Origin of the sequence: Vibrio sp. 10N.222.55.A1 (genome assembly GCF_041473835.1) — a bacterium.
In the GTDB taxonomy this organism is placed as follows: Bacteria; Pseudomonadota; Gammaproteobacteria; order Enterobacterales; family Vibrionaceae; genus Vibrio; species Vibrio crassostreae_C.
This window is the reverse complement of record NZ_JBFRSX010000019.1, coordinates 1-17,355: the sequence shown is the minus strand read 5'-3', so window position 1 is coordinate 17,355 and position 17,355 is coordinate 1. Positions and strand designations below refer to the sequence as shown.

General features: G+C 45.2%; 15 protein-coding genes and 1 pseudogene. 10 read left to right on the top strand and 6 right to left on the bottom strand.

Annotated features, from left to right (window positions below; all coding sequences use genetic code 11):
• Window positions 1–16: 16 nt before the first annotated feature.
• Window positions 17–805, bottom strand: a complete 789-nt coding sequence (locus tag AB4493_RS05495) for a helix-turn-helix domain-containing protein (protein WP_029235520.1) — start codon at window positions 803–805, stop codon at window positions 17–19.
• Between the two features lie 98 nt (window positions 806–903).
• Between AB4493_RS05495 and AB4493_RS05490 the strand changes: the two genes are divergently transcribed.
• The 4 genes and pseudogenes from AB4493_RS05490 to AB4493_RS05475 all read left to right on the top strand — a co-directional run bounded on the left by AB4493_RS05490 (window position 904) and on the right by AB4493_RS05475 (window position 3,520).
• Window positions 904–1,797, top strand: a complete 894-nt coding sequence (locus tag AB4493_RS05490) for a DMT family transporter (protein ID WP_017064264.1) — start codon at window positions 904–906, stop codon at window positions 1,795–1,797.
• A 48-nt stretch (window positions 1,798–1,845) separates the two neighbouring features.
• Window positions 1,846–2,100, top strand: a pseudogene (locus AB4493_RS05485) (peptide ABC transporter substrate-binding protein); the annotation flags it as partial.
• A 406-nt stretch (window positions 2,101–2,506) separates the two neighbouring features.
• Window positions 2,507–3,010 (top strand): acyl-CoA thioesterase, encoded by a 504-nt coding sequence (locus AB4493_RS05480; RefSeq protein ID WP_019822926.1) that lies wholly within the window; start codon window positions 2,507–2,509, stop codon window positions 3,008–3,010.
• Window positions 3,011–3,247: 237 nt separating this feature from the next.
• Entirely contained in the window at window positions 3,248–3,520 is a 273-nt protein-coding gene (locus tag AB4493_RS05475; RefSeq protein ID WP_019822928.1) for a hypothetical protein, read from the top strand.
• 561 nt (window positions 3,521–4,081) lie between these two features.
• Here AB4493_RS05475 and malG read toward each other — a convergent pair.
• The 3 genes from malG to malE all read right to left on the bottom strand — a co-directional run bounded on the left by malG (window position 4,082) and on the right by malE (window position 7,821).
• Window positions 4,082–4,972: a maltose ABC transporter permease MalG gene (gene malG, locus AB4493_RS05470; RefSeq protein ID WP_017060050.1), complete on the bottom strand. Its 891-nt coding sequence runs from the start codon at window positions 4,970–4,972 to the stop codon at window positions 4,082–4,084.
• Window positions 4,973–4,983: 11 nt separating this feature from the next.
• Complete coding sequence (gene malF, locus AB4493_RS05465; protein ID WP_372154637.1) at window positions 4,984–6,555, bottom strand: maltose ABC transporter permease MalF; 1,572 nt, start codon at window positions 6,553–6,555, stop codon at window positions 4,984–4,986.
• An 81-nt stretch (window positions 6,556–6,636) separates the two neighbouring features.
• Window positions 6,637–7,821 carry a maltose/maltodextrin ABC transporter substrate-binding protein MalE gene (gene malE / locus AB4493_RS05460; RefSeq protein WP_372154636.1) on the bottom strand — a complete coding sequence of 395 codons (1,185 nt, stop codon included), beginning with the start codon at window positions 7,819–7,821 and terminating at the stop codon, window positions 6,637–6,639.
• Between the two features lie 664 nt (window positions 7,822–8,485).
• Here malE and malK point away from each other — a divergent pair.
• Complete coding sequence (gene malK / locus AB4493_RS05455; RefSeq protein ID WP_017060047.1) at window positions 8,486–9,598, top strand: maltose/maltodextrin ABC transporter ATP-binding protein MalK; 1,113 nt, start codon at window positions 8,486–8,488, stop codon at window positions 9,596–9,598.
• Between the two features lie 258 nt (window positions 9,599–9,856).
• On the opposite strand, the gene AB4493_RS05450 is transcribed toward malK, so the two are convergent.
• Together AB4493_RS05450 and AB4493_RS05445 are read right to left on the bottom strand one after the other, a co-directional pair.
• Complete coding sequence (locus tag AB4493_RS05450; RefSeq protein ID WP_010431457.1) at window positions 9,857–10,057, bottom strand: hypothetical protein; 201 nt, start codon at window positions 10,055–10,057, stop codon at window positions 9,857–9,859.
• 208 nt (window positions 10,058–10,265) lie between these two features.
• Window positions 10,266–12,182 carry a methyl-accepting chemotaxis protein gene (locus AB4493_RS05445; protein WP_372154635.1) on the bottom strand — a complete coding sequence of 639 codons (1,917 nt, stop codon included), beginning with the start codon at window positions 12,180–12,182 and terminating at the stop codon, window positions 10,266–10,268.
• A 456-nt stretch (window positions 12,183–12,638) separates the two neighbouring features.
• Here AB4493_RS05445 and AB4493_RS05440 point away from each other — a divergent pair, with 456 nt between their 5' ends.
• The 5 genes from AB4493_RS05440 to AB4493_RS05420 form a co-directional block, all read left to right on the top strand.
• A complete protein-coding gene (locus AB4493_RS05440) occupies window positions 12,639–13,595 on the top strand; it encodes a MoxR family ATPase (RefSeq protein ID WP_017064262.1) in 957 nt (318 codons plus the stop codon).
• 10 nt (window positions 13,596–13,605) lie between these two features.
• On the top strand, window positions 13,606–14,532 hold the full coding sequence (locus AB4493_RS05435) for a DUF58 domain-containing protein (protein WP_372154634.1): 927 nt from the start codon (window positions 13,606–13,608) through the stop codon (window positions 14,530–14,532).
• Complete coding sequence (locus AB4493_RS05430) at window positions 14,529–15,014, top strand: DUF4381 domain-containing protein (protein ID WP_372154633.1); 486 nt, start codon at window positions 14,529–14,531, stop codon at window positions 15,012–15,014. The genes AB4493_RS05435 and AB4493_RS05430 overlap by 4 nt, the downstream gene beginning before the upstream one ends.
• The gene (locus tag AB4493_RS05425; RefSeq protein ID WP_017065686.1) at window positions 15,007–16,014 is read left to right on the top strand and encodes a VWA domain-containing protein; all 1,008 of its coding nucleotides are present in this window, start codon (window positions 15,007–15,009) and stop codon (window positions 16,012–16,014) included. The genes AB4493_RS05430 and AB4493_RS05425 overlap by 8 nt, the downstream gene beginning before the upstream one ends.
• A partial coding sequence (locus AB4493_RS05420; protein ID WP_102428539.1) for a VWA domain-containing protein occupies window positions 16,007–17,355 on the top strand: 1,349 nt, incomplete at its 3' end. The genes AB4493_RS05425 and AB4493_RS05420, both read left to right, overlap by 8 nt.

Here is a 17,355-nt window from a genome sequence, read left to right as displayed (position 1 = left end):
TGGCAACAAGACCGAGCTACAACAAACGGTTCTTATACTGCTCTGGCGTTTGGTTCGCGTAACGTTTGAACATGGTGATAAATGGGCTTGCTTGGTTATAACCCAATGTAAGAGCGACCTCTTTAACCGATTGGCCGTTTCTCAACAAGTCCATTGAGTATAGGTAGCGCACTCGCAGTCGCCACTCGGTAAAGCTCATTCCAAGCTCGGTCTGGCAGTGGCGAGAAAGGGTTCTTTCCGTGGTGTGGACACGTTCAGCCCAATCTTTCAGCGTCACTTCATCGGTTGGGTTCTCTTCAACAGAAGCCAATATAGGCGCTAGATACTTATTATCGGTTGAAGGCAAGAAGTGGTGTTCAACCTCACGCTGCGCAAGTTGGTCAAGCAGTACCTGAACGAGCCTTTGGTCTTGCTCGGTTTCCGCAACATTGATCCCACGATCGCGAAAATCATCGATAATAGAAGACACAATCGGCGTGATCTTTATAAGGCTGGTTTTATCTGGCAGGTGTTGCGTGAGTTCTGGGGCGATATTTAGTGAACAGTAGTCCAAAGGCTTACGGTTATAACTGCAATGCATCACCCCGGCCGGTACCCAAATCGCTAGATGTGGTGGCGCTAGAAATCGAGTGCTTTCCGCTTCCATCTCTAATATACCACCACTGATCAATTGAACCTGTCCCCATGAGTGGCTATGAACTCGGGTTTCAGTGTTCGAAAGAAACGCTTCAAAATTCATAAATACGTTGGATGGTGCCTTATCAATTAATAAGGATGGATGAAGGTTTCTGGAGTGTTTTTTCAAACTTGTCTTCCTATCGCGCTTAATGTCTTTCTAAAGATACTTGTAAGTATAACGACCTGTCAAACTAGCCGCACCAACTCATTCGCCACGGAATTCACATGCATTACCTATTACCATTTTTTACAGTCTGTATCTGGGGCGCCAATGCAATCGTCAACAAGCTTGCTGCAAGCACCATAGAACCTAGCGCAATGAGTTTTTACCGCTGGTTTTTTGCGATGTTAATTCTCACGCCTTTCTGTATTCGCCCAGTGATGAAACAGTGGGCTGTCATTAAGCCAAACTTATCGAAATTAGCGTTCCTCGGCTTTTTAGGCATGGTGTTGAATCAATCTCTAGGTTACTACGCCGGCTTAACCACAACCGCTTCCAACATGGCATTGATCACGTCTTTAGTCCCGTTGATCAGTGTATTTTTAAGCGTCCCTTTGCTGCACAAGTCGATTTCTAGTTTGAGTATTGTGGGTGGTGTATTGTCGCTGTCAGGCTTAGCCCTGATGTTAGGTAAAGGCGATCCGTTATTCTTCATGCATCAAGAATTGACTCAAGGCGATGGCTATATGCTAATTGCAGCCTTTGTTTATGCTTCGTACTGTGTACTACTGAAACGCTGGAAAATGCCAATCAGTAGCTGGGTGGTGATTTACATTCAGGGTCTGTTTGCTGTCGCGATGCTTACGCCACTTTGGCTTACCAGCGAACAACTTTTACCACCGCAACAAGCGCTCCCATTGATAGCTTACGCAGCGGTTGCCGCTTCGATTTTAGCGCCTTGGATGTGGGTGAAAGCGATTGACACCATTGGTGCTGACTCAAGCGCGATGTTCATGAACTTGCTTCCGGTTGTAGCGATCGTATTAGCCGCTACATGGCTTGGCGAAGAGATTAACCAGTTCCACATCATTGGTGGTGTGATGGTGATTTCAGGTGTCATCCTTGCTCAAATCAGAAGAAAACCAAGGCTTGAGGCTCCTCTCCCTCAACAAAGCTAAACGCATTACCCAACGCTCACATTAGGGTAAAAATTCAAACTCACGTTTCACACAGCAAATGAGAGTGGCTACTGTAATCCATACTATGATGAGCCCTTACAGCAAGCGAGTAAAACGGAAGATTAGTCTAAACGCTTTACTTTATATCAGCACGATGAGTCGTTACTCAACTATTCTTCAGCAGTTATACCTTTATATCATTACAATCACACACGATTAGTGCGAAATACACTAAAAGGCTTCCCAAACAATAATCCGAAAGGAAATATCTACGCGAAGGATCTATACTTTTTAAAACAGTAAAAGTGAGCTGATAAGAAAACAATAATCACTACCACTTTAGTGGTATCTGAGATACAGCCACTTTAACTAAACCAAATCAACAGCGGTTGGTTGGCTAACACAAAAAAGTACCGACATGAGTACCACACGGCTTAGAAACACCTAGCATTACGCTAGGTGTTTTTTTTGCAATCGACCTATCTAGTGACTTAATCAGTATTTCTATTCTCTTGCTTGATATCACTTCATCCATGTTTGCCATTCGCCTGATACGCCTTTAAGCACCAATATTCATCAACTGATCATCTGTTTGAAAAAAATAGTCTTAACCATGAGATTATCCGCTTTAACTTATGTCATCTTAAGTATATTGTTACTAGCAAGTAACAAGCATGTTACGCAGCAAAATAATAATGAAGGAAGATAGATGAGCAGTAGCAATAGCCGACAAGATGGTAAACGAGACGTTACTCTGCGTTTTTTAGCTGAACCCGGGGATGTGAACTTTGGTGGTAAAGTTCATGGTGGTGCAGCAATGAAGTGGATCGATTTAGCAGCCTACGCTTGTTCCGCAGGTTGGAGCGGTAAATACTGTATAACAGCCTATGCAGGCGGAATTCGATTCGTTGCCCCAATTCATGTAGGCAACCTTGTGGAAGTAAGTGCAAAGGTCATTTACACAGGTTCATCTTCAATGCATATCGCTATCGACGTGCAAGCAAGCGACCCTAAAGAGCTCAATAACCGCCTAACAACTCACTGTATCGTTATTATGGTCGCTGTCGATGAGAATGGTAATCCGACTAAAGTGCCAGAGTGGATACCAGAGACGCCAGAAGACATCGAATTACGAGATTCGGCTATTCGCCTAATGAACATGCGAAAACAGATTGGTGAAGAGATGGAAGCTCACGTGAAGTACCTTAAGTAAGGTCCACCAGCTGCCCTCCCCCTACAAAACCTTATTACAATGCCAAGCGCCTGCTTGGCATTGATCTATTTGATACCTTCGTGCTCTACACAGCCAAATCCGCTGCACACCCAATACAGACGATAAGAGCGTGATACCCAGCCAAAGGTTGAAATGAATCGGCACTTGTTCACTGATTTATTTTGACTGTAATAAAGTCGTCATTTTGCTCTGATTAAATACCGCCAATCATAATAGATGCATTTGAATTTCTTGGAGCCACTCTTGAGCGTCATACGCCCCACTCTTAGCGAGTCTACACTGAACAATTTAAAGGCTGTTGAGTACCAATGGGTTAGAACTTTGTACGTCGAAGGCTACGACAGCAATGAAATCAACCACTATATCCAAACGTGTTTCGGTGGAGATCCGACATTTGCCGATCTATTTCGTCGCGTGGCACTCGATCAAGAAAGCATCTATGTGCTATTGCAACACTTAGGTTGTGCTCCTTCTAGTAAAGAGTTCTAACTTCTAAGTCCCACCAAAAACCAGAAGCATAAATAAACCTACCTCCATAACCCTCATGAATGTCACTTGAATATTCTGTAACTACCTCTCGCTTACCCATACATTTTCAGTGCAATTTCAGGTTTTGTTGCATACAAATCATTGAAGTATCACGCATTGGAATATTCACAACATATCAATAGTACAACAGCCACTTATACTGAGTGTCTGATTTGTGAGACTAGTTCATTTCTACAAGTAACCAAAATGAAGTGGTCGGTATTTAGGAGAGAAGTAACTCGAAACTTTGGGTTTTAAAGTAGATATGAGCGCGATAGTTAACGAGTAACGCTGACACAAAAAACAAAAAGTAGCAGGCATAAAAAAACCCAAGTAAATACCTGGGTTAGAGTTACAAAAACCACTAATCATTAATAGCGTAAGGAACCTGATTAGTAGCCAGCTATGCGTAACCTGAGGGTTATTTTTATTACTGATCGGCGGCCAAACCAAATGATGTAATAAAAATGCCAATATAGAGCGACCTAACGGTCGCTCTTTTTCTTTCTTATAGAGTACAGCTTATCCTTTTACACCACCTGCCGTCAAACCACCAACTAACCAACGTTGAGCAAGTAAGAACACGATAGTAATCGGAAGTGCTGATAGTACAGCCGCTGCCGCAAAGTCACCCCATAGGTAGTTCTGAGGGTATAGGTACTGCTGCATACCTACTGCTAGCGTGTAAGAGTTCACATCTGTAAGTAGGATAGACGCTACTGGCACCTCACCCACTGTCGCGATGAAAGATAAGATAAACACAACCGCTAGGATTGGCACAGACAGCGGTAGTAGAACCAGTCTGAATGCTTGCCAAGGCGTTGCACCATCAAGGGCTGCTGCCTCTTCCAGAGAGTTATCAATCGTCTCAAAGTAACCCTTAATCGTCCATACGTGCAGTGCAATACCACCTAGGTAAGAGAAGATTAGACCACCGTGTGTGTTCAAGCCTAAGAACGGAATGTATTGACCAAGTTTGTCAAACAGCGCGTAGATTGCTACTAGAGCCAATACTGCTGGGAACATTTGGAAAATCATCATCGCTTTCAGGATTGTGTTCTTACCTTTAAAGCGCATACGAGCGAACGCGTAAGCCGATGTCGTAGACAGTGTCACAATCAGAATCGATGTGATACCTGCAACCTTCACTGAGTTCCATAACCAAGTTAGCACAGGGAACGGAGGTGACGTTACCGAGCCATCTGCGTTCGTTACTGACATACCCAATGCTAACTTCCAGTGTTCCAATGATGGGTTATCTGGAATCAAACTACCGGTTGCGAAGTTACCTTCACGGAACGAGATCGCGATGATCATCAGTAGTGGGAAGATAATCATTGCCAAGAAGCACCACAACACTGCATGCGTTGCCCACACTCGGTATTTAAGGCCTTTACCTTGTACCATAGCCATTGTCGTGCTCCTTAATCTTGAGACAGTTTAGTGAAACGAAGGTTTAGTAACGCTAGTGCACCAACCAATAGGAAGATAAGCGTTGCGATAGCACTTGCTAGACCGAAGTCTTGACCGCCGCCGCCTTCGAATGCAATTCGGTACGTGTAGCTTACAAGCAAATCTGTGTAACCCGCTGGCTCAGAAGTACCAATCATGTTCGGGCCACCGTTCGTCAATAGTTGAATCATTACGAAGTTGTTGAAGTTAAAGGCAAACGCTGCAATCAATAGCGGTGTAAGCGGTTTAATCATCAATGGGAACGTAATGCGCTTGAAGTTATCAAGGAAGTTCGCACCATCGATTGCTGACGCTTCGTATAAATCATCAGGAATCGCTTTAAGCAGACCCATACATAGAATCATCATGTAAGGGAAACCTAGCCATGTGTTAACCATCAACACCATGGTTTTCGCTAAGATAGGGTCTGAGAACCAGTTCGGGCTTAAGCCGAAGATATTCTCGAGCACCATGTTGATCTCACCAAAGCTTTGGTTGAATAGACCCTTAAAGATAAGAATCGAGATAAACGCGGGTACGGCGTAAGGCAGAATCAGTAGAACACGATAAATAGAACGACCTTTCAACTCTTCCCATTGCACGATGTTAGCCAATACAAGGCCGATAACTAGCGTGAACGCTACGGTACATACCGAGAAGATAACCGTCCAAATAAAGATGCTGATAAACGGTTCTTTAATGCCGTCATCTTTCCATACACGCTCAAAGTTATGCGTACCAATGCTAACCACGAAACCTGGAGAGATGGTATTACCCGTAAACTCACCATTTGCATCAACAGGCTGGTAGAAACCCACATCCATATTTGGCTTGAGAACTTCACCCGTTTCATTGTTGATTAACGTTTCTTCATCGTCTTGTAGCGTGTAAAGCGGAGCAACAGAAGCAAACTTACGTAAGCCACTCATGCGGATGTCACCACCGTCAGGTAGAATGAAATCAACACCACTGATTGCTGCTCGGTTTTGAATGATCGCTTTGATCTTCTCTTTTTCACCTTGCGCAGACTCAATAACAGATAGGTCCATCTCTGTTTCTGTCATATTGTCTAGAGAAAATACGTCAGTCGCTAACAGTTGATCGCCATCTTTTACAACGATCTGGTGACCGTCATCTGTCTTGTACAAAGTAAATGGGTAGCTCTCACCGCTTTGGAAAGAACGGTCTAAAAGAACGGTTTGAGTACGCTCTAGAGAAAGTTGGTTTTTCGCGCTGTAGTTAGTAAACGCAAGCCCTACGGTGTATGCCAATGGGAAAAGAATGAACAAGATCATTCCGGCAATACCTGGGTAAATATAACGGTGGGCGTAAGTTTTTTTACTACCAAAAATGTAAAGTGCCAAAGCCGTTAAGATCACTGTAAGCAGCGCAAAAGCGAGCTCACCGCGAGAATACATTAGAATTGTAGCGTAGCCGTTTATTAAGCCAACGCTACCAAGCAACCCCCATTTAATGAAGACGCTTTTACTGCCTGGAAGGCTTGATGGTGCTGGGATAGCATCTGTACCTTGAACTGACTGCATAGAGGAACCTGCTAGCGATATAGATAAAAAATAGAAAAGTAAGGAGAGGTTACCCTCTCCTTAAAAGGTAGTGCCTGGGTGTTACTTAACCATACGACCTTCAGCAGCTTTTAGTGCTTGGTCTACTGATTGACGGCCGTCAACTACGTTGCCGATCGCTTCTTCCATGCTGTACCAGAATGTTGTGAACTGAGGGATGTTAGGCATGATTTCACCGTTCATCGCGTTGTCCATTGTTGCTGCAATACGAGTATCGCTGTCTAGTTGACGTTGGAAAGAGTTAAGAGCAACAGCGCCTAGTGGCTTGTCGTCGTTCAGGCTCTTCATACCTTCATCTGTTAGTAGGTAGTTTTCCATGAACTCAACAGCTAGGTCGCGGTTTGGAGACGCAGTGCTGATACCACCTGCCCATACACCAACGAAAGGTTTAGACGCTTTACCGTTGAACTTAGGTAGTGTTGTTACGCCGTAATCTACGCCAGCTTTCTTGATGTTTTCCCAACCCCAAGGGCCGTTGATTGTCATTGCAACGTTACCCGCAACAAATTCAGACTCAGCAACTGAGTAATCCATGTCTGCAGAGATAACCTTGTCTTGTACCATCTTCTCGATGAAACCTAGAGACTTCTGAACACCATCAGTCGCTACGCCCGCATCTTTAATGTCGTAACCTTCTGCAGTCTGTTTGAATGCGTAACCGCCGTCAGCTGCAAGTAGAGGCCATGTGAAGTAAGCGCCGCCACGTAGAGGCCACATGATCGCTTTCTTGCCGTCTTTTTTAAGTTCAGCATCAAGTGTTGGGATTTCTTCCCAAGACTTAGGTGGGTTAGGAACAAGCGCTTTGTTATAAATTAGAGAAACTGACTCAACAGCAACAGGGTATGCGATTGTTTTACCTTCGTATGAAACAGCATCCCATGCGAAGTCTACGATACCTTCTTTAGTTTCTTTAGAAGGTTTGATATCAACAAGAAGTCCCGCTTCTGCATAGCCGCCAAAACGGTCATGTGCGTAGAAGATCATGTCTGGGCCATCGCCAGCTGCTGCTACTTGAGGGAATTTTTCTTCTAGCTTGTCAGGGAAAGCGACGGTTACTTTAACACCAGTATCTTCTTCGAAGCGTTTACCTACTTCAGCCATGCCTTCATAAGCTTTGTCACCACCTACCCAGATTGTTAGTTGTCCTTCTTCGATAGCAGCATTTGCACCAAAAGAACCCAGAGCAACTATTGTACCTAGAGCTACAGCGCTTAGAGCGTTTTTCATGTGAATATCCTTTTTATATTTATACGTAGGGCACATCTACCAAGACGAGCCAGTTTTCGGAGGTTATGATCTGAGAAAACAGACCCTAGCTCATCATCCTAGCCACTACGCCCTAGCTATTATGGCTTAAATTCGTGATCGCCATCCGGTCAGATTAGAGACTGCAATCACAAAACGTATACTCATCGTGATCAACATCACCGTTACGCGGTGGATTTATTTGAACTGGATCGCCAATTATTAATAACCCCATTTATCTACTCCTCCCCTCCTACTCCCCCTAGTTAATTTTCCATTAGGAGGATGTACCCTTACGCCAATTCACCGAAACTGCATTCATCCAAGAGTGGATAGTAAGAACCCTTTACCGGCAAGTGTTATGCGTTGACGCATTATTCATTTAGTTGGCTTCACTGCCCGCTGGTGTCTTATATTAGCATCGAGCTAAATCTGTGATTGAATCACGGGGGAGGTTTAGCTGGATGTGGGGGAAATGGGCATCAGTTTGGCTATGACGGGTGGGCTTGGTTAAAGAAGCCAAGTCTCACCCACTTTTTTCTTACTCACTCAATACTTACCAATTCCTACAGTTACTGCTGACCCAAAAATTTCTTATAATGATAAGCAGTAAAACTTAAAATTTGATCGATCGAGGACAAGCTAGATGGCGAGTGTCACGTTAAAAAACGTTTATAAATCATATGGTGATGTACAGATTTCTAAGGACGTAACCTTAGACATCAACGAAGGTGAATTCGTAGTATTCGTTGGACCATCAGGTTGTGGTAAATCGACGCTATTACGTTGTATCGCAGGTCTAGAAGACATTACGTCTGGTGATTTGTACATTGGCGACCAACGCATGAATGACGTTGAACCGTCAAAGCGTGGCGTAGGTATGGTATTCCAGTCTTATGCGCTTTACCCTCACCTTAACCTATACGACAACATGTCTTTCGGTCTTAAGCTAGCAAACGCAAATAAAGCTGAGATCGACAAACGCGTTGAACATGCTGCAGAAATCCTTCAGCTTGGTCACCTTCTTGAGCGCCAACCTAAAGCGCTTTCTGGTGGTCAACGTCAACGTGTTGCGATTGGTCGTACTCTGGTTTCTCAACCAAACGTATTCCTACTTGATGAGCCTTTATCAAACCTAGATGCCGCGCTACGTGTTCAAATGCGTTCGCAAATCACCAAGCTACAGCGTCAACTGGGTTGTACCATGATCTACGTTACCCACGACCAAGTGGAAGCGATGACAATGGCGGATAAGATCGTTGTTCTGGATGGTGGTTATGTATCTCAAGTCGGTAAGCCGCTTGACCTTTACCACTACCCTCAAAACCGTTTCGTTGCTGGCTTTATTGGCTCACCGAAGATGAACTTCATGTCGGTACACATTGAACAAGCTGAAGCAGAACGCGTATTGGTACAACTTTCTAATGGCATGACTTTCTGGATCCCTGTTGATGGTACGACTGTCAATGCTGGCGATCGTATGTCTCTGGGTATTCGCCCTGAACACTTGATGTCTGCTGAATCAGGTGACGCGACGATTGAAGCTGACGTGATGATGGTAGAGAAACTAGGTAACGAAACTCAGGTTTACCTAAACCTTGAAAGTGCCGATGCTGATGTTATCTATCGCCAGCCAGACACGTTGAAAATCGAATCAGGTGACAAGTTGGCGATTGGTATTCCAGCGCACCGTTGTCACCTGTTCCACAGCGATGGCCGCGCATGTCGTCGTTTGTACAAAGAATACGGCACAGACTAATCGCTTAGCCTTTTAGGATATAACTTGCCCATATCAAATCCCTCTTACTCAGTAAGGGGGATTTTTTTATGTGCTGGATATTTTTATGTGTTGGATACGAGTTTCACTTACATTGAATAGTTCATGAGTCAGCCACTCGGTCTTTCGCTAGCGGCAATAAAAAAGGTCTAGCAAGCGCTAGACCTTTATCTGTTAGTTAGGCTATGAACCCAACCGCTAATATCACTTCTTTCAGACATGAAACCTGTCTAAATCAACTTAGTGAATTGGCGTATCATTCTGTTTGTTGAACTGGCCAAAATGCTTCTCTAACACTTCAGGAGTCAGTTTGCCTTCCGCCTCTAGTCGCTTGAACTCAGCAACAATTGCTTTTTGCTCTTCAAGTGATGGCAGTTTCACCTCAGGCTCATCGCCCATCTCTTGAGTCATCTGCTCTAGTTCTTTTTCAAAATCGCTCATGATACTTACCTAAATATTAAACCTAACCAGATTTTACTCATTTACGCCCTATGATGCTAGGGCGATTGAGTGCAAAGCCCGAAACCAGATCAAGCTAAAGGCAGTTAGAGGCAAATTAGCGCACTAATAAAAAGAGCCGGATTCACGATGAAATGACCCCAGATCTTCGTCTATATCCCTTTCTAAGTCATGTTACAGCTTGAAAGAATTAAAGCTTAAATGAACCAACCATCTTATCTAGACGAGACGATAGATCACGAAGCTCTTGGCTCGCTTCAGCAAGTTGCTCAGCCGTGCCCGTTGTCACTTCGTTGATTGCGTTAATCTCTTCAATGTTCTGGTTGATGGTGTGAACTACGGTTGATTGCTCTTCCGTTGCCGTTGCCACTTGAGTGTTACGGTCTGTGATATCAACGATACGGTCTGAAATGCCACTCAGCACGTCTACCGCTTCATCCGAAGCCGATACACCTTCAAGGGTAATCACCTTACCCGCACTCATTGCCGTAACCGCATCTTTAGCATCGCTTTGCAGTTGGTTGATCATCTTTTGAATCTCTTCCGTTGAATCTGCGGTACGGCTTGCTAGGTTACGTACTTCATCCGCTACAACCGCAAAACCACGACCTTGCTCACCAGCACGGGCGGCTTCAATTGCAGCGTTTAATGCGAGTAAGTTAGTTTGCTCTGAAATATCACGGATAACACCCAGAATAGAGCCGATGTCTTGAGTTGTAGAAGCCAGTTGCTCTACTACCTGACCCGTGCTTTCAATATCTTGCGCCAAACGACTGATCGCGTCTTTTGCTTTGTTCACCACAGAGCGGCCTACTTCCGTATTGCCTGAAGCTTGAGTTGCCGTTTCTGCTGCGGTTGCCGCGTTCGATGCAATCTCGCTGATGGTCATACCCATTTGGTTAATGGCAGCCACCACTTGAAGCGTTTGGTCGCGCTGTTCTTGGCTGTTGTCGTGGGTGATGTGGGCTTTGTTAGAAACACTCTCTGCCGCCACTTGAAGCGCTTGGCTTGTCGAACACACCTCTTTCATCGACTCGTGAATCTTTTCAATGAATCCGTTGAAGCCTTTTGAAAGCTGTGCAATTTCATCGTTGCCTTTCACTTCGATACGCTGTGCAAGGTCACCGTCGCCTTCACCTAAGTCGCCGAAACGCTTAGCCAAAAGCTTGATCGGTTGAGTAATGCTGTTCGCCAGAACTACGCCCATTAGGATAAAGACTAACGCCACAACCGCAGTCATGATCAGCATCTTCTGCGCAGTCGCATCAAGCTCAGCAAACACTTCACCGGTTGGTACCACACCAATAACGAACCAGTCCATTGAAGACACATACAAGCTCGCCACGAACAGCTCTTGGCCTTGGCTTTCTGTAGTAATCAGGTTGAAGCCCGACTTGTTCAGTAGTTGGCTTGCTTGAGGACCGTAAAGTTGTTGAAGTGAAGAGTCACTGCGAGAACGCTCACGGTGAATTTGAACATCACCTTGGCTATCGGTTAAGAAGACAAAACCGGTATTTTCAATCTTGAAACCGTTCAGCAGGTTAACCATGTCATCCATCGACTTTGATAGACCAGACATAGCCAAACCAGAAGGCTGTTGGTAGTTAGCAAACATCTTCACTTCGCCATTGGCTTCTTGGAACATGCTCACCATGGTCGGCTGTCCAGATTGCGTAAAGCCAAAGAACCAACCATCTTGCTGTTGGTTTAACTGACGTAGGAAGCCATTTTGGTTCCAGTAGTAAGCAGTTTGACGGTTCGCCACTGAGGCATCGTTCAACTGATACTGGTTACGAACATTGTTCAGCTGTTTCACCAGTTTATTTTCTAGTGCGGGATCGCGATCGGTCGATTCGATAGCATCAGAAATAAATTCATTTGAAGCAATTTGCTCCGCCGCTAGTAATAGCTGAGAGACTTCTCGGTCAATTTCACCATTGATTCGCTCTAGCATTCCTGGAAGTTCAATATCGATCAATCGATGACTTAATACATCTCTTGCTTGTTGTTGTGCCATTACGCCGACAATCACTGTCGATGCAAGAACCGCAAAGGTAATTCCAAGTACAACTTTTTGCTTGATACTCAGAGAGTTAGTTTTAAACATATTTGGACCTTTAAAAAGAATCGCTCGTTATTGGTATACCCTGAACAGGACTTTTTTAGTGCACTCCAACAAGCAATGCACAATCTGAGTGATGTATCGGCCACAACCAATAAAACTAGATACTTTCTTCTCAAAAAACTGCAAATATGATGTAACAATTAGAAATATTCACCTTGAGCATGAATTAACTAAGCAAATACCGCATTGTCGAGAGTCAATTTTAGTTCTCGCCCCCTGAGACCCAACCGAACTCAAACCACTCCCCACCGCCGAGCTTTTGTATATAAAAACCAATTGATATAGTAATAATCACAACCTAACGATTTTTTTAGCTAACCACTTGTAAATATTTCCAATTTTGAAAAAATAAATTACGCAAATGTACTGGAACTTTTTCCTCGAAATCAGTGACCAATACTCAAAATAAAAATCAAATGGATACCCAGAGAGTCCAAAATGCACAAAACAAATTTCGAAGTCCTTCAAAACTATCTAGAGTCTCAAATCATTGGTCAAAAAGAGCTCGTTAAGCAACTGATGATCGCCCTTTTAGCGGATGGTCATATCCTCGTTGAAGGACCTCCCGGCTTAGCAAAAACTCGCGCAGTAAAATCATTGGCTGATTGTGTTGAGGGTCACTTCCACCGCATTCAATTCACTCCCGATCTGTTACCTGCTGATTTGACGGGTACCGACATCTTCCGTCCTGAGACTGGGGAGTTCACTTTCCAATCAGGCCCGATTTTCAACTCGCTGATTCTAGCGGATGAGATCAACCGAGCTCCGGCGAAAGTTCAAGCGGCAATGCTGGAAGCAATGGCAGAGAAACAAGTAACTGCCGGTCGAAAAACCTATGCGCTGCCTGAGTTGTTCTTGGTAATGGCAACACAGAACCCAATTGAACAAGAAGGGACTTACCCGCTACCGGAAGCTCAGTTAGACCGATTCTTGCTTCACCTAGAGGTTGAATACCCAGATATGGAAAGCGAGCTTGAGATCTTACGACTCAACCGTGGTGAGGCTCAAGGTAACGAATCAGCTCAGCCACAACAGATATCTCAGCAAACGATCTTTGAAGCGCGCCAAGAAGTGCTCAACATTCACATGGCAGACACCATTGAGCAGTACATCATCAGACTGGTTATGGCGACTCGCCAACCTAAGCAATACAGTGACCAACTTGATCAATGGTTAGACATGGGTGTCAGCCCGCGTGCAACCATTGCGTTAGACCGTTGTGCCCGCGCTCACGCTTGGCTTGCAGGACGAGATTACGTCACGCCACAAGACGTTCAAGCGATGGCATTCCCTGTGTTACGCCACCGTCTACTGCGCAGCTACCACGCACAAGCTGAAGGTGTCACCGCAAACCAAGTGATCGCACACCTTATTTCATTGGTTGGCAGCGCATAGGGATACGCGCATGAATAATCAACTACCCAACCATAGTGACGGCGTCACGTTAAATCTGGATGAGCTGCTGCAATACAAAGCGCAGTCTGTTCGCTGGTTGCCTCCCGCCAAGAGCCTTTGGTCACAGCTTAACGGCCAACACGAGAGCAACCGTAAAGGTCGCGGGATGAATTTCTCTGAAGTTCGTCAATATCAAGCGGGTGATGACATACGCAGCATTGACTGGCGAGTAACCGCAAGAACAGGCAAAGCGCATACTAAGCTGTTCTCTGAAGAGAGAGAACAACCTGTCATCTTGTATTTAGATTTATCAAGCAGCATGATTTTCGGCTCAACCTTGTTGCTGAAATCGGTTCAACTTGCACACTTTGCTAGCCAACTGTGCTGGCTTACTGTGGCTCAAAAAGATCGAATTGGCGCGGTGATCGATACTGGCAAAGAGGTCATTGAGATTAAGCCAAGTGCAAGCAACCATGCTCCACTGCGTATTTTGCAAAAAGTCATAGAAATCAATAATACGGCACTGACTAATCACGACAATCATAATGACACGACCTTAGAGCATGGACTGAAATCTCTGCACCAGCTTTGCCCTAAAGGAAGCGATATTATTATGCTCAGTGACTTTGTGCGTTACCAAGAAAGTGACTACTCACTTATCAGTCAAATTCGCCGACACAACAGAGTACGTCTTGTGCATTTCTACGACCCGCTAGAGCAAGGTGAAACCACCTATAAAGGCTCTAAACAGGTCACCGATGGCAGCAAAACTCAATGGTTTAATTTCTCTTCTAATAAAGAAAAGCAAAAGCTTAACCATGCTTTTTCGCTTAAGAAACAGCAGCTGCAACAGATGGGGTTATCTCTCGCGATACCTTATAGCTCGCTGTCGAGTGCGCAGTCACTCATGGGCCAGATATCAGGAGCTCAGTCATGAAACAGCCCTTAGATTTAAGTCCGGTGATTGCGCCAGACGCCCCGACTTGGTGGCCTTTGGCGTGGGGTTGGTGGGCAGTCATTATCACAGCCATTTTCCTGATTGCTTTGGTGTTTTTCATTCTAAAACGTAGAAAAAACAATCAACAGGCGAAACAAGAAGCGCTGTCTTACTTTAGTAATAGTCAGTCCCAAGATGGCTTGTCTCTGAGCAAAGCTCAAGACATCGTTCGTCAAGCAGCACTGAGCTATTTCCCTCGTGAAAAAATTGCAGGTTTGTCTGGTGATGATTGGTTGAAGTTCTTAGATGCGCAATTGGCGAAGCCGTTATTTGTAGCAAAACAATCCCAGTGGCAACAAGCGCTCTATCAAGATGTAGCCCTAATGAACGACGAACAGAAAAAGGCTCAACAGCAATTGGTTAATGATTGCGAAACTTGGCTTCGCAAAGCACTTCCTCCAAAGCGAGGTCGTTATGAGTGATTTTCTAAGCACTATGTTTCTAAGCAGGGACTTGCTAAACATCGAGTTCGTTTGGTGGTGGATGTTCTTCATCGCGCCACTGCCGTTGCTCGTTTACTTGTTCTCACCAAAGTCAGAATCGAGCAATGCCCTAAGGCTTCCATTTCTGCCAGAAGACAGCAATACCAAAACACCGAGCAGTCGCTTACCAAAGGCGTTGTCCGTGATTATCTGGCTTCTGCTGGTTACGGCGAGCGCACGCCCTGTATGGTATGGCGAACCGGTGGAGTTTCAGCCGAAGCATCGTGATTTAATGTTAGTTGTCGACCTCTCCTACTCCATGAGCCAAGAGGACATGCAATTCAATGGCGAGTACATCGACCGCTTATCGGCGGTGAAACGCGTATTGAGTGACTTTATTGAGCGACGAAAAGGCGACCGAGTTGGACTGGTGTTATTTGCTGATCACGCCTACTTGCAGACCCCGCTTACGCTAGATAGAGATACGCTTTCACAACAGCTCAATCAAGCGGTGTTAAAGCTGATTGGTACTCAAACAGCGATTGGTGATGGTATTGGTCTTGCCACCAAAACCTTTGTCGATAGCGATGCACCCCAACGTGTAATGATTCTACTCAGCGACGGCAGTAATACCGCCGGGGTATTAGACCCATTAGAAGCGGCGGATATTGCAAAGAAATACGACGCAACGATTTACACCGTGGGTGTCGGTGCAGGCGAGATGATGGTCAAAGAGTTCTTCATGACGCGCAAAGTCAATACTGCTCAAGACTTGGATGAACGTACACTAATAGAAATTGCCAAACGCACCGGCGGTCAGTACTTCCGAGCGCGTGACAGCAAAGAGTTAGCGACGATTTACGACACCATTAACCAGTTAGAGCCCGTGACGAACGCCACTAAGATCTGGCGACCGCAACAAGAGTGGTTTGTATGGCCACTGTCGGCGGCAATGTTCTTCGCATTTATGCTGTTAGCCATTAGGAGAAACAATGTCTAACTTTACTTTTATCTACCCATATTGGTTCTTGGCGCTTGCCGTGCTGCCCGCTATTTGGTGGCTGAGCAAGACACAGTCCAAACAAGGATTACTCGCGTCACACATCGCCCGTTACTTGGCGCCAGAATCAAGCAAGCCATCGAAAAATCGCAGTACTTACTTCGGTATTTGGTGGCTGGTCGGCGTTATTGCGTTAGCTGGGCCAAGCTTCGAGAAAAACGAACAACCAAGCTTTGAAAAAACGCAGGCACGAGTTGTGATCATGGACATGTCGATGTCAATGTATGCCACCGATATTAAGCCGAATCGCTTAACTCAAGCGCGATACAAGGCTCTTGATCTGCTTTCATTATGGAAGGAAGGGCTAACAGGCATGGTGGCGTATGCTGGGGATGCTTACACCATTAGCCCGCTAACGTCAGACATCAACACCATCAAAAACCTAGTGCCTAACCTATCGCCAGATATCATGCCTTATCAAGGTGGTGATGCCGCATCAGCCGTTAAGCTTGCGATTGATATGATGACTCGCGCGAAGATCTACCAAGGTGATTTGGTATTGATTGCTGATGACATCGATGACCAAGAGAAGAAGCAGATCGACTCCCTACTCTCTGGCAACGATTGGACATTGTCGATTCTAGCTGTAGGGAGTGAAAACGGTGCGCCAATCTCGTTACCTACGGGGTCGATGCTGCAAAGCGACTCAGGACAAACCGTGGTGGCAAGAACCAACTTGAAGAACATGCGCGAGCTTACACGCCGCTATGGTGGCACGTTCACTGAAGTTCAATTTGATAACTCAGATGTTGAACACATCGCGAGCTACCTCGACCGCGTTGCAACAACATCGGAAGTAACCAAGACCAAGAACTCACTCAACACCAGAGTGAACAACGGTTTCTGGTTACTGCCTTTGCTATTACTTCCGGCACTTGGATTATTCAGGAAAGGGGTTATTTGGTGTGCCTTAGCTGGAGTTATCTCTTTTAGCCAACCAAATACTGCGTTTGCGAACCCGTGGAAAACCAATGATCAAGTAGGCTATCAGCTGTATCAGGACGAGGACTTCCAACAAGCTGCTGAACAGTTCACCCAACAAGAGTGGAAAGGCATTGCTCAATACAAAGCCGGTGATTTCGAAGCCGCAGAGCAGACGCTGCAAGAGCTTTCTAGTGAAGATGCTCGCTACAACCTTGCTAACGCTCAAGCCCAACAAGGTAAGTACGACCAAGCGATCCAAGAGTATCAACGTATTCTTGAAAGCAACCCTGAACATGCTTATGCGAAGAAGAACCTAGAGATTGTCGAACAGGCTCAGAAGCAACAGCAACAGCAACA